This is a genomic window from Nostoc sp. XA010 (assembly GCF_020829625.1).
GTDB lineage: Bacteria > Cyanobacteriota > Cyanobacteriia > Cyanobacteriales > Nostocaceae > Nostoc.
The window spans coordinates 177,822-190,403 of record NZ_JAIVFX010000009.1; the positions used below are offsets into that span (position 1 = coordinate 177,822).

At 42.9% G+C, this 12,582-nt stretch carries 12 protein-coding genes; 6 read left to right on the forward strand and 6 right to left on the reverse strand.

What is annotated here, in order from left to right; genetic code table 11:
* Positions 1-254: 254 nt before the first annotated feature.
* The gene (locus LC608_RS15945) at positions 255-3,494 is read left to right on the forward strand and encodes an ATP-binding protein (RefSeq protein ID WP_229554525.1); all 3,240 of its coding nucleotides are present in this window, start codon (positions 255-257) and stop codon (positions 3,492-3,494) included.
* Positions 3,495-3,609: 115 nt separating this feature from the next.
* On the opposite strand, the gene LC608_RS15950 is transcribed toward LC608_RS15945, so the two are convergent.
* Positions 3,610-5,541, reverse strand: a complete 1,932-nt coding sequence (locus tag LC608_RS15950) for a glycosyltransferase family 39 protein (RefSeq protein WP_229554464.1) — start codon at positions 5,539-5,541, stop codon at positions 3,610-3,612.
* A 271-nt stretch (positions 5,542-5,812) separates the two neighbouring features.
* Positions 5,813-6,451 carry a hypothetical protein gene (locus tag LC608_RS15955; protein ID WP_229554465.1) on the reverse strand — a complete coding sequence of 213 codons (639 nt, stop codon included), beginning with the start codon at positions 6,449-6,451 and terminating at the stop codon, positions 5,813-5,815.
* 562 nt (positions 6,452-7,013) lie between these two features.
* Here LC608_RS15955 and LC608_RS15960 point away from each other — a divergent pair.
* A complete protein-coding gene (locus LC608_RS15960) occupies positions 7,014-7,346 on the forward strand; it encodes a DUF565 domain-containing protein (protein WP_229554466.1) in 333 nt (110 codons plus the stop codon).
* A gap of 10 nt (positions 7,347-7,356) precedes the next feature.
* On the forward strand, positions 7,357-8,373 hold the full coding sequence (locus tag LC608_RS15965; RefSeq protein WP_374108403.1) for a glycerate kinase: 1,017 nt from the start codon (positions 7,357-7,359) through the stop codon (positions 8,371-8,373).
* A 169-nt stretch (positions 8,374-8,542) separates the two neighbouring features.
* On the opposite strand, the gene LC608_RS15970 is transcribed toward LC608_RS15965, so the two are convergent.
* From LC608_RS15970 to LC608_RS15980, 3 genes are all read right to left on the reverse strand, one after another.
* On the reverse strand, positions 8,543-9,499 hold the full coding sequence (locus LC608_RS15970) for a putative 2-dehydropantoate 2-reductase (protein WP_229554468.1): 957 nt from the start codon (positions 9,497-9,499) through the stop codon (positions 8,543-8,545).
* Positions 9,500-9,565: 66 nt separating this feature from the next.
* On the reverse strand, positions 9,566-10,147 hold the full coding sequence (locus LC608_RS15975) for an NADPH-dependent FMN reductase (protein WP_229554469.1): 582 nt from the start codon (positions 10,145-10,147) through the stop codon (positions 9,566-9,568).
* 47 nt (positions 10,148-10,194) lie between these two features.
* The gene (locus LC608_RS15980) at positions 10,195-10,359 is read right to left on the reverse strand and encodes a hypothetical protein (RefSeq protein WP_229554470.1); all 165 of its coding nucleotides are present in this window, start codon (positions 10,357-10,359) and stop codon (positions 10,195-10,197) included.
* 86 nt (positions 10,360-10,445) lie between these two features.
* Between LC608_RS15980 and LC608_RS15985 the strand changes: the two genes are divergently transcribed.
* The 3 genes from LC608_RS15985 (at position 10,446) to LC608_RS15995 (ending at position 12,372) form a co-directional block, all read left to right on the forward strand.
* The gene (locus LC608_RS15985; RefSeq protein WP_229554471.1) at positions 10,446-11,234 is read left to right on the forward strand and encodes a tryptophan-rich sensory protein; all 789 of its coding nucleotides are present in this window, start codon (positions 10,446-10,448) and stop codon (positions 11,232-11,234) included.
* A 203-nt stretch (positions 11,235-11,437) separates the two neighbouring features.
* Entirely contained in the window at positions 11,438-11,668 is a 231-nt protein-coding gene (locus tag LC608_RS15990; RefSeq protein WP_229554472.1) for a hypothetical protein, read from the forward strand.
* Between the two features lie 56 nt (positions 11,669-11,724).
* Positions 11,725-12,372, forward strand: a complete 648-nt coding sequence (locus tag LC608_RS15995; protein ID WP_229554473.1) for an MOSC domain-containing protein — start codon at positions 11,725-11,727, stop codon at positions 12,370-12,372.
* A gap of 8 nt (positions 12,373-12,380) precedes the next feature.
* Here the strand turns inward: LC608_RS15995 and LC608_RS16000 are convergent, their stop codons facing one another.
* Positions 12,381-12,563 carry a hypothetical protein gene (locus tag LC608_RS16000; protein ID WP_229554474.1) on the reverse strand — a complete coding sequence of 61 codons (183 nt, stop codon included), beginning with the start codon at positions 12,561-12,563 and terminating at the stop codon, positions 12,381-12,383.
* Positions 12,564-12,582 lie beyond the last annotated feature (19 nt).

The following is a 12,582-nucleotide window of genomic DNA, read 5'->3' on the forward strand; positions in this document are numbered from 1 at the left end:
CGATGAGGAGTTTAAATACCAGTAAGACACTGGGGAGGCTAGTTGCTAAAACTTAGAAACGTCGCCTCTTGGAAAAATATAAAGGACGCAAAAGTGCCCGTGAGGGGAAATCCCGTTTTTTTAATGGCGTTGAAATAACCAGAGTTGCTTATATGAGTCTTCTTAGAGGATATGGCTTCAGGCGAAAACACCATCAACATTTGGCAGATGGAAATGCCGGAGGGTTCCACAGGAAGAATGACCCCAAAAGCCTTATGTTAATGCTAGATTACCCGCTTTATGACTTTCAGGCAACCGTACCTAGCTGCCCCCAAACAAGTTCTCTGGCAGTGGTGTTAGAGATTTTTGAGCAAGAGCAGTGCGATCGCTTGGTAGTAGTGAATCAACAACAATCCCCCATCGGATTGCTGTATTCTGCCCGTTTAATCCAAAAATTATTAGCACATAGTGACGATAAAAATCTAAATTTACATGAATCACTCTCTATCTGGGGTAAAGGTCTAATTGAGCCAATACAGACAATATCAGCTTCTGAGCGTGTAGAGCAATTAGGCTTGCACTTGAATTATGCCCAAGCCGAAAAGCAGAACTTAGATTGGGCGCTGATTGACTCTCATGGCCAATATTTGGGGCTGCTAGATAGTTCCCGCCTGTTGCGATCGCTGGCTAAAGAACGCATGGCTGGATTACAAAGTTCTGACCATCGCCATGAGTATGGTACTCGTGTACAGCCGCCAAATCAACCCAAGTCATTGGGACACCAGCCACTAGTGCTGTTGTTGGAAAGACTGCCTTGGCCTTTGATGTTGCAAACGGGTACTGGCGAGGTGCTAGCACGAAATCCCGCCTGGTGGGAGCAATTAGGAGCCTTGAAAGATCCAGAAGGAGTTAGGCAACAGGTGGAGGCAATACTTGTCCCTAAACCCTCCGAAAAACCAGAATATGTCAGCCAACAAGCAATCAAGGTTTATCCCAATGGTAGGGAGAATGAGCATGGTGGTAAAGAGGAACTGACTCAGCAAGAAGCATCACCAGATCCTGTATACAGTCGCTGCTATTTGGATAGTCAAGTAGGGACTTGTACTTGCGTTGTCGAAGTGCAAAATGGTCAGGAGCGAATCTGGCAGTTTGCCAAAATTCCTTTAGATAGTCCTGAGTTTCAAGTCATGAGTGCTGAAGCTGAGGTTGCACTCAGCGAGGATTTGTGGTTGATTTTAGCTACTGATGTGACTGAACAGCAGCAGCTTTGCAAAGAATTGGCTGCAAAGAATGCCGATTTAATTCAACTAAATCGGTTGAAAGATGAATTTTTAGCTTGTATTAGTCATGAACTCAAAACTCCCCTAACTGCCGTTTTAGGATTATCGCGGTTGCTGGTGGATCAGCAGTTGGGAGAACTTAATGAGCGTCAAGCCCGTTATGCGGGACTGATTCATCAAAGTGGACGCCACCTGATGAGCGTGGTGAATGACATTTTGGATTTGACCCGGATGGAAACGGGACAAATGGATTTGACGCTGACTCCGGTGAAAATTCAGGCTGTGTGCGATCGCGCCTTATCAGATGCTAAAGCCATCCACACTCAAACTACTAAAACTACATCTGCCTCACCAACTCAAAACGCCCGTTCATCTGCTCCCCAATTCTGCCTTTCCATTGAACTAGGTTTAGACCAGATAGTGGCAGATGAATTGCGCTTGCGCCAGATGCTAGTACACCTACTTTCCAACGCCTTTAAATTCACCGAAATATCTGGTGAAATTGGGCTACGGGTGAGCCGTTGGGAAGGCTGGATTGCGTTTACTGTTTGGGATACAGGGATTGGGATTCCTGAACACCAGCAACACTTAATCTTTCAAAAATTCCAACAACTAGAAAATCCCCTCACACGCCAATTTGAAGGCACTGGTTTGGGGCTGGTATTAACCCGGGCCCTAGCTCGTCTCCACGGAGGAGATGTTAGCTTCTTATCGCGTGAAGGAAAAGGTAGCCAATTTACACTACTTCTGCCGCCCAGTCCCCCGAAAACAGGCTTTTCGGAACCAGATATGGGAATTGGCGAAGAGGAAGAAACACGATACCAACCGACACGGGAAAACTCTGCCGCCGCTCGTTTGCATGTTACTACGTCCACACAGCATCATCCCGCCAGTTCGCAACGGTTGGTCTTAGTAGTCGAGGCAGTAGCCCGATATATTGAAGACTTGACCGAACAACTAAAAGGTTTAGGATATCGGGTAGTGATTGCGCGATCGGGAACAGAAGCAGTCGAAAAAGCTCGGCGCTTGCAACCAATCGCCATATTTTTGAATCCGTTGCTACCCCTGCTATCAGGCTGGGATGTGCTGACTTTACTGAAATCTGACACCGCAACCCGGCATATATCTGTAATTGTGACCGCAACGGGAGCCGAAAAGGAGCAAGCATTTGCTAACCGAGCCGATGGTTTCTTAAGCTTGCCAGTAGAGAATCACCTTTTAGCACCAGTTCTCGAAAAATTATGTACTTCACCAGCAGTTTTGTCGCAAGGGTTAAACAACAGCGCAATTGTGCCAACTAAAACCCCACTGCGAATTCTCAGGTTGGTGAATCCCCAGTTGGAATCGGTTAATCCCCACCCCTCACTTCGAGAACACCGCGTGATTGAAGTAGATGACTTAGATCAAGCAGAACTTTTAGCGCGGGTATGGCAGTTTGATGTTATTTTGCTAGATGTCGAAAGTACCACCGCCCAAATTTATCTACAAGAACTAATTCAGCATCCACGTTTGGCGGCTATACCACTAGTTACTTGCGATGTTGCAACTACTCTAATAGCTTCTAAAATACCAGAATTATCTGTATTTCCTTACTTAACACCATTTGCTAAAGACAACAGCAGTCGCACCGAGAAAACAGATGCCTTACTATCAGTATTGGAAATTGCTTCTGGTATTTGCTGTCCTCCTAACATCTTGGTAGTGGATTTGACAATGCTGCGTGATTTACCACAGGTAAGACGCAAGCAACTTAAGAGTTCTCGGACAGCAAAAAATTGCTCAATTAGCAGTGAAACTGCAAAACGGGGGTCTGAGTGGTTCCAAGCTTTAATTCAGTACCTACAAACAGCAGGCTTCAAAGCGGCGATGAGTCCCTGTTGGGCAGAAGTATTACAACAAATTCGCCACCAAAGCGTTGACTTACTGCTAATTTGTTTAGGAGAATCCGTTATCCACAAAGACGTGCTAAAAGCATTGAAAACATTGGGAGATTCGCCTGATAAATTACCACCAATTTTAGTACTGAATCAGCGATTAAATCACCCAGAAACCAGTTTCCAGTCTGGGGTAGCTTACAAGGAAATTGACAAGCAGAAGAAGAATGGTTTGGAATCTATAGAAACTGTTGTTGGTGCGATCGCTACCCAAATATTACCGCGATCAATATCAATGGAAGACCTCTTAAACCAGATCAATCATGCTTTAGCTGCCAATGGTTACAATGACAAATGTTGATGGGAACTGGGTACTGGGAACTGGGTACTGGGTACTGGGTACTGGGGAAAAATTCTTTTAAGATTGGTTGGGATATAAATCTACATACTTATCTTTCCTAGTCCCCAATTCCCAATCAAGATATATCCATTTTTTCAGTTTTCTTTTTCTTAAAAGGAACTCGAACCAAGTTATAAGCACCCTTGGTCGATAAATTCTTGTAATCATCGGGCTGTAAGTCCATTTGTAAAAACTTTTTCTGTTCAGCCAACAGCAGCACTGAAGCAGGTTTTAGCCCTTTGGCAGCCTGGTTTTTGATGTGCTCTATAGCCTCTTGAGGAAATCTTAAATAATTTACGTGAATGTGGCTGTAAAATACCACACTAGGCTTTTTGAACCCAAGCATGATCAATTCTTCATTTGGTTGTTTTGCTTCTAGAATGACCGCAGACAACTCCCTTAAAGGTAATTGACGTTCTCGATCAATAAAGAACGAAGCAGGCGTTAAAACAAAAATTAAAAACGCCACAAACCCTATTAAATTAATAGCAATAACCTGGTTCCATTGGTGATTTAGTAATAAACCCGCAACTAAAACGGCACAAACTAACCACATTACCCCGGCTATTACTGGTAAACCAGTTCGTTGAATTTGTTCGTGGAAGTTGCTTATAGCTGGATCAGTACCTAATATGTGGGTTATGTTAAACAGTGCTATAGACAGAACTGATAAAAATACTACATTCACCCAACCACTCACTCGGAGATAAGAGGGGGAGATGGGAGAGGTGGGAGAGGAAGAAACAGGTATTTTTTGCCTAGCCTCTGTATCCTGGAAAAAGTCACTCCACAACAAGGCTACTAGAATAGCTGCTGCTGGCATTAAAGGCAACACGTAGCTAGGGAGTTTGGTAACAGCAACGGTGAAAAAGCCAAAGATGCTAGCAAACCACAACCAGGCGAATAAACCAAACTGTTGAAAACGTTCAAGGGATCGCCAGTGCGATCGCTGCCAAAACTTTAATCTTACTATAGAGAGTGGTAAATACACTGAGTAGGGCGCAAAACCCAGCAGCACTACTAAAAAGTAAAAATACCAAGGTGCTGAGTGACCATTAACTACTTCTGTAAAGCGTTCTAGGTTGTGATAGCCAAAAAAGGCATTAATATAATTCCAGCCATTACGCCAAATTACTAAAGCATACCAGGGCACTGATAAACCTAAAATTATCAATACACCCACGAGAAGGCGCATTTCTCGCAACACCTCTCGAAATTTTCCTACGTAAAGCAAAAATACGGCAACAATTAGCCCTGGTAAAACAATTCCCACTGGGCCTTTAGTCAAAATTGCGCCAGCAATCAGCACATAAAAAGCTAAATACCACTTATTAGGGAATAGGGCAGAAGAGGCAGTCCGGGGGGCAGGGTGCAGAGGAGAGGAATTTTCCCCCTGCTCCCTGCTCCCTGCTCCCTGCTCCCTACCCCCTCCCTTGCCTGCATAGCCGAGAAAGAAACATAACAAAGCTGATGCGATACATCCGGTGAGCAGCATATCAGAGACACCAGTTCTTGCCCAAATAATAGTTTCGGGATTGAGTGCCATGAGCGCTGCTGCTATAAAAGATGTTTTGTAGCGGCGATTAGGACGTGAAACTTGCTCTAATTCGTCTTGTTTAGCGAAATACCACTGTATGGTATAAAAAACTAAACAAACTAAGGCGAAGGCTGCGATCGCTGAAGGAAGGCGTACTGCCCACTCATTCACCCCTATAATTGCATAAGCGATCGCTTGACACCAGTAAATTAAAGCAGGTTTATCGAAACGAGTGTCACCATTGAAAAATGGGGTAATCCAATCACCTGTGACGAACATCTGGCGGGAAGCTTCGGCAAACAACGGCTCTGTCTCATCAATCAAGCCAATATTGCCCAAATTCCACCCAAAAGCTATCCAGCCAATCAATATCAACCACAAAATTGACACAGTTACACCAAGGGCTGGATTCTTTGCTATTTTGTTGAACCACTGATCAACAGTGTGCTTAACACTCAATTTCATGCTCATTAGTCAATAGTCAACAATCACTACTCAATAGTCGTTGATTATCTATCTTTTGTTCTTCGGAGTTTTAAATTCAACAATATTACACTTTTTCCTGTTCAGTAACGCCAGTTGTTCTAAGTCGCCAAAGAAACTTCTCCAATACACTAGTACCGCAAGGCGGAAGTCAAAAGTCAAAAGTCACGCATTCAAAAGTATTATGGAATAAGCACTTTAGGGATTCTAAATGGTTACTCTATTTCTGCCGTCGCGTACTAGTACTACTAAATATTGACTATGGACTCAGCACTAGTTGCCATTCTCTGTTCTGGGAATTCCATTTAGGTAATTGAGTTTCGCCGACAATATAGGGGCCCCAGTAACGACGGGAACCATCTTGTGCGAAAGCAACTAAAATATCTCCCTTCTCCAGCTTTAAATTATTTTGAGGTAGAGATAAAATCAGTCCCTTTTCACTACCTTCTTCGGGAGCAAAATCCCAATGTGCCGGTACATCATAGTTAGCCTGTTTAGTCCCAGAGCCTTTTGCGAGCGACTGTCGCGCCAGTAGAGCCAACCGTACAGGCTGATTTGTTTGATTGCTCATTCGCAAAGTTCCTTGATCCTTACTTTTGCTAGCTGATTTATCACGCTCTGCCAAGACAGGATAAGTATTCTCTTTAATATTATTATGTTCTACTTGATTGCTTGAGGTAGTTGCTGGAGTTGATAGATTAGCGGAAATACCCTTATCAGGTGAAACGGGTGTAGATGAAGCCGTCTCCCACTGAGTAGTTTCAGTCGGCGGTTGTGAAGATGTATCTGGGTTTGTAGACTCAAGGGATACGCTCACTCCAAAGCATCCCACTAGAGCAGCAAGCAGTCCCAAGCAAAGAACTGTAATACCGACGTTACGATATACTGAGGATTTCATATTGATAGTTATTAGAAATAAATATTTTGTTTAGGCTTGACCAAATAGTAGCCTATTATCCCAAAAGGGAATCATAGAAAGTAGTCTAATATAAACTTTCCTACAATTAGCGATACCAATGTATTATAAACATCATTTTGATGAGAAAATATTTGGAGGAAATAATTTACTTGATGTTTGATAAACTTGGGGTACAAATACCCATTGCTTTGTGTCTTGACCGTAGGCTTGGATAAAAACAAGAAAATTAGATACCGAGCCAGCCAATTCATTTGTATAAAGAAAAATAAAAACTTCGTGAAACCACTAGCGGCCCTAACAAGGCGTTTTTTGCCAAACCCTTATATAAATCTAAGATGCATATTTCATCTTGCGTTAGAATAAGCAGCCTTTTAAGGGGCTATGCTTGCCTAAACATGATAGGATGTGCAAATTTGAATCAACGCTGAAAGCCCAGCAGATATCTATAATATTAACAAACAAGCTGAGGTTAAAACCAATATCCTCTTTTGAATATAAAGATATTTCAAGATATCTTGACTTTTCCGCAGAAGTCTATGTGATGCAAAACACTCGTCTCAATAACTTATTCGATGCCATTGCTACACGCTTGGGGCAATGGTTTTTAAATCCTTGGCGGCGACTATCGTTGCTGATAATTAGTTTTTTGTTCGGTTTTTTTCTGGGAAACGCAGTTTCCACTACAGCCGGTCAAGAGGGTGTGTTGGATATTGTGGTAGCTGCTTTTTTAGTACTGCTGACGGAAGTTACCAGTAGGATATTTTATAGTCCCAGGTTTTTGTCAAGGCGATCGCTCTTGGTAGACTCACTAAATCTCCTGAAAGTTGGTTTCATCTACAGCCTGTTTCTCGAAGCCTTTAAGCTGGGATCGTAGGGAGATGGAGATGGAGAAGCAGTCAGCAAGAGAAGCGGCATTAGCAGATGAGTTGAGGGCCAAAGCTTTTGGCATCACGCCGGAAAATGTCGATGAAGTGATAGAAAAGCGATCGCATTTACTAAAATCTGTCTTACCAGCTTTTAGCCAACTCTGCCAAACTACTTTTAAAATCGAACCCAAGGAAATGTTACAGGTGTTGTGGGACTTGTGGCTGCCTTTGGGAATCAAGATAGCATCGCAGCGCCAACAGTTAGAACGCCCCCTGATTCAAGGAATATTGGGGGGGCAAGGCACTGGTAAAACCACAATGTCCAAGGTTCTCAGTTTGATTCTCGATCAGTTGGGATACCGGACTGTGAGTTTATCTTTGGATGACTTATATAAAACTTACAGCGATCGCTTACTTTTAACACAGCAAGATCCCCGCTTGATTTGGCGCGGCCCACCAGGAACCCACGATGTAGATTTAGGCTTAAATGTACTAGACCAAATTCGCCAGTTGCAAAATCCTGTGATGGTTCCCCGCTTTGATAAATCTGCTTTTGGAGGTGCTGGCGATCGCACTAGTTCAGAAATTGTCACAGGCGTAGATATTGTACTATTTGAAGGTTGGTTTGTGGGCGTGCGACCAATTGACCCAGATGTATTTGACACTGCACCACCGCCAATTCTTACAGATGAAGATAAAGCATTTGCTCGTGATATCAATCGTCGCCTCCACGATTATTTACCACTGTGGGAGCAATTAGACAGCTTAATTGTGCTATATCCAACTGATTATCGCTGTTCTTTGGAGTGGCGCAAACAGGCGGAACAGCAGATGATTGCTGCGGGTAAATCGGGGATGAGCAATTCAGAGATAGAGCAATTTGTCAATTATTTTTGGCGATCGCTTCACCCGGAATTATTCATCAAGCCGTTGTTAAAAGATGCCACAGTGGTTGATCTAGTGATTGAGATTCATGCTGATCATAGCTTTGGTGAAGTGTATTGCGGATTAATTCGTAATTCGGGCGTTGCATAGATACCTCATCCGCTTGTTGGCGGATTTCGTAATCAAACGGGATCATGATCGCCCTGCTAATCTCAAGTAACTGATTCGTGGGGTTGATAGCCCTACCACGCGGGTATCTATATTCGGAGATGTCAACTTGAGTCTTGGCGTTAGACAAAGTGCAGAGTGGTAGAAAAAATTAAGCGTTTTCCCGATCTCCCACTCTTATTTTCTCATCCAAAAACTTTAGCTGTTGATATATACAGCTAATCTGCGGTAAATCTACATCTGCTGCTTGCGCTTTCCGTAATGGGTTCCCGAAAATTGCTTCTACTTCCATAGGTCGCCTTTCGTCGTAGTCAATTTTCATACTGGTACGATAAGGCTTCATGTTCAAGGTGTAATCCAGCATTGTTTGAATAAAGCTATCAGGAATGATGCGTCCGCAACTTTTCGACCCTGCTGTAACTTCATACATCAACTGTTCAATTAATTTGCGGGTGTGGACATAGGACATTAACTCATCTGTTCTAGCGTTGAGAATTACAGACAGTCCATTATAAGGAATATTCCACACCAATTTTTTCCATCGCCCTAGTAATAAGTCTTCAACTAATTCTATTGAGATACCAGCACTAGTAAAGTCATCGGCAATTTGCCGCATCTTATCTGTAATCCCAGTAGGATCATAGCCAGAAGCATATCCCCCTACGATAATTTTTCCATAGTCGAGGTGGCGGATATGTCCTGCTCCGACTTTATTAGAACAAAGAAAACACAACCCACCAATAATGCTGACATTGCCAACTATTTTGGCAACTTCTTCTTCCAGCGCCAGTCCATTTTGCAATACCAACACTACCCCATCATCCCTGACGAGTGGCGGTAACATCTGCGGCAATAAATGGTTTTGTGTCGTCTTTAGTGCTACCACCACCACATCGCATTGTGGCATTTTTTCTATATCATTGTAAGCGTTGACTTGAGTCAGGGCGAAATCACCATCTTTTGACTCAATAACTAAACCAGATTTACTCACATATTCATAATCACTCTTCAGCAAAAAGTGGACATCTAAACCAGCTTTTTGCAGTTTTGCACCATAAAAGCCACCTAATGCACCAGTTCCTAGAATGGCGTAACTACGCTTGGACATTTTGCTAACAAAGAGATTTTTCAATGATCATAGAATACGTTGTAAACATAACTTCTTTTGACTTGATTAGAACGGGTTTCCTTTTTCTTTTCTTTGTCGAAGCAAAGCTTCTTCGTACCACTCTAATTCATCCAAAAATTGACCAACTCTTTTCGTCAAAGCCGCTTCTTGTGAAGCACCTGTTTCAGAAAGAGACTCCCCAATTTTAGAAATGGCAAAAATACTTGAAATAGTAGGCATTCCCATCTCTGACAGAAAAGCGCGTAACTGTATAGCTGCCCGCACTCCTCCAAAGCTACTAACTGAGTAAGAAACAATACCAGCCGGACGGAAAAAGTATTCTTCTAGATAGTGAGCCATCAGGTTGCTCAACCCTGGCTGAATGGAATGGTTATACTCTCCCGCAACAACTACAAAACCGTCTGCTGTTCGGATATGCTCTGCTAGCTCTTCCATCTTTGCAGGAGCCTGGCCTTTGCCATACTCCTTATACATCCGGTCTAAGATGCCAAAGTCATACTCCTTTGCATCTGCAAAAATCACCTCATGGTTTCTTTGATTAAGCTGATCAATCATGAATCTGGCAGCTTTAATGCCCTGGCGATCGCTCCTGTAGGAACCATAGAAGACTACTGTTTTGAAGCTCATGATGAATGATTTTTAACAAATAAATGGTTAAATCGTTCAAAGTCTTGCTAAAAGTCAAATTTAGCATCTGCTGGCTGTAATATGCGTAGCTTGCCTTGCGTACTATCTAATTTTCTTAGAGGAAATAATATCAGGCTGTGGCTGGGGTTATCCCGTGCAATGCCTTGAAAGGAATTTAAGGTAGGTGGAGAGCGATCGCTCTGGCTTCTCATTGACTTGCTCGATATGCCTGTGGTTTATATGCGTCGCTCTTTTTCAGATGTAAGCTAAAAGCACAAAAGATATGAGTTAACATCCTATGCAGCACTCCACAAGAGGCAATTACCGGGATTTTTGGCGGCAGCTTGTTACTTTAGCTGCAATCTTTGGTGCTTTTATTATCAACGTAGTATCGAACATTTTTCCGCTCAATGGACTCAGCATAGGGGAAATTTCCAATACTTTGTTTAAAAATGTCCTGATTATCCCTGCCAATTACGCCTTTGCTATCTGGGGGCTGATTTACCTTGGGTTGTTTGCTTTTGGGGTATACCAAGCTCTACCTGAACAACGCGATGAGCCTGATTTACGTAAAACAGGTTATCTATTGGTTATTGCCTGTGTTGCTCAAAGTATTTGGGTGTATCTGTTTTTGTCTCGGCTTTTTGCTCTTTCTGTAATTGCAATGCTCTTGATTCTGTTGCCCCTGATTGGTGTTTATTTGCGGTTAGAAATTGGCAAATCGCGTGTACCTCGGCTGAAAAAATGGTGTATTCACTTTCCAATCAGCATTTATCTAGGCTGGATTAGCGTAGCAACCATTGTCAACGTAGCGTCTGCCTTGTATTTTCATGGGTGGAACGGTTGGGGGATTTCTGCTGTAATCTGGACTCTCGTCATGGTATTTATAGCAACAGCAGTTGCAGCAGTTATAGTCATCCAGCGTCGAGACATCGCTTATACAGGAGTAATACTTTGGGCATTGGTGGCGATCGCAATCAAACACTCTGATAATTCAATGCTCAGAAATACCGTGTTAGTTTTGGCAATTGTCCTAGCTTTGACCGCTACGATTAGCAGCTTACGCCCCCAACAAGAACATATTTAAGGGACTGACAAATATCCCATCCCTGCGGGACGCTACGCGAACGCTTTTAGGGCAGGGGAGCAGGGAGCAGGGAGCAGGGAGCAGGGGGCAGGGAGCAGGGGGAGGAAAATCGTTTTGATTCCAAAAATTGGATAATTTAACTGGGAGATAGCTACGTAATAGATGCTTGAATGTAAAAATCAAACAAAAAACTAATTATACCCATGTCGGAAATTGAAAACTTAGGAGTGAGTGTAGAAGAGTATTTGGATGGATTGGCAGCAGGCATTGACATTTTGGAATTGAAGCGGTTAGAAGCAAGTGGAATTCCTACGAACCTGGCTTTGGAAGTGATGGCGATCGCTCAAAAGACGATAGATGGCACAGCCACTCCTGAAGAGATTGTCAGGGGACTAATGATTCTAACACCATCCCTTAGACAGCAAATTGAATAGTTTTTAAAATTGCCACATTAATTCATTTTGGATTGTCGTCTTCTATCAGTGCCTCTATGAAATTAATTTCTGTTTGCGTTGGACTACCGCGTGAAGTGACTTGGAAGAAAAAGTCTGTGACAACTAGCATTTTTAAGCAGCCTGTGAATAGACGAGTAATGCTGCGATCGCTCAATCTAGACGGAGATGGACAGGCAGATTTGACAGTTCACGGGGGTGTCGAGAAAGCGGTTTACGCTTATCCAATGGAGCATTATGCTTACTGGCGGCAGGAGTTACCAGATGAGGACTTGCCTTGGGGTGCATTTGGGGAAAACCTAACAATTGAGGGCTTATTGGAAACAAAAGTGAATATTGGCGATCGCTTTCGTATTGGCACAGCTATTGTGATGGTGACGCAGCCCCGGTTTCCCTGCTTCAAGCTCAATCTCAAGTTTGGGCGCGATGATATGGTCAAACGGTTTCTCAACAGTCGCTTGAGTGGCATTTACTTTTCAGTAGTCGTTGAAGGTGAAATTGGTGCAGGGGATGAGATTGAACTGATGAGTCGGGACGAAAACAATGTCACAGTTGCCGATATTGTGCAAATCTACGTGCGTGAAGCCGATGAAAATTTAGTGCGCCGCGCTGTTCAGGTTCCAGCTTTGGCAGATGGTTTGCGAACTTACTTCCAACAGCAAATCGAACCAAAGAATTATAGCTGAAGCAATATTTAATTTTCTTTTTGTAATTGATAATATTTTAGCGCTTCTTCTTCCTCTACTTCCTGCATGAGTTTTGCTAAACCGTAATCCTCAAGAATTTCTTTAATCTTTTCAAATTCAGCAATAGGAATTTGTACGGCAATAGGTCGTTGATTGTCATCGATAACATAGCTTTTATGAAGTTCAAGCATTTTAATAACTCCTATGTTT

What these genes read in the sequence shown, in the direction of transcription:
- LC608_RS15945 (WP_229554525.1), top strand. Translation starts at nt 255, where the DNA reads ATGTTAATGCTAGATTACCCGCTTTATGACTTTCAGGCAACCGTACCT.
- LC608_RS15950 (WP_229554464.1), bottom strand. Translation starts at nt 5,541, where the DNA reads ATGAGCATGAAATTGAGTGTTAAGCACACTGTTGATCAGTGGTTCAAC.
- LC608_RS15955 (WP_229554465.1), bottom strand. Translation starts at nt 6,451, where the DNA reads ATGAAATCCTCAGTATATCGTAACGTCGGTATTACAGTTCTTTGCTTG.
- LC608_RS15960 (WP_229554466.1), top strand. Translation starts at nt 7,014, where the DNA reads ATGCAAAACACTCGTCTCAATAACTTATTCGATGCCATTGCTACACGC.
- LC608_RS15965 (WP_374108403.1), top strand. Translation starts at nt 7,357, where the DNA reads ATGGAGAAGCAGTCAGCAAGAGAAGCGGCATTAGCAGATGAGTTGAGG.
- LC608_RS15970 (WP_229554468.1), bottom strand. Translation starts at nt 9,499, where the DNA reads ATGTCCAAGCGTAGTTACGCCATTCTAGGAACTGGTGCATTAGGTGGC.
- LC608_RS15975 (WP_229554469.1), bottom strand. Translation starts at nt 10,147, where the DNA reads ATGAGCTTCAAAACAGTAGTCTTCTATGGTTCCTACAGGAGCGATCGC.
- LC608_RS15980 (WP_229554470.1), bottom strand. Translation starts at nt 10,359, where the DNA reads ATGAGAAGCCAGAGCGATCGCTCTCCACCTACCTTAAATTCCTTTCAA.
- LC608_RS15985 (WP_229554471.1), top strand. Translation starts at nt 10,446, where the DNA reads ATGCAGCACTCCACAAGAGGCAATTACCGGGATTTTTGGCGGCAGCTT.
- LC608_RS15990 (WP_229554472.1), top strand. Translation starts at nt 11,438, where the DNA reads ATGTCGGAAATTGAAAACTTAGGAGTGAGTGTAGAAGAGTATTTGGAT.
- LC608_RS15995 (WP_229554473.1), top strand. Translation starts at nt 11,725, where the DNA reads ATGAAATTAATTTCTGTTTGCGTTGGACTACCGCGTGAAGTGACTTGG.
- LC608_RS16000 (WP_229554474.1), bottom strand. Translation starts at nt 12,563, where the DNA reads ATGCTTGAACTTCATAAAAGCTATGTTATCGATGACAATCAACGACCT.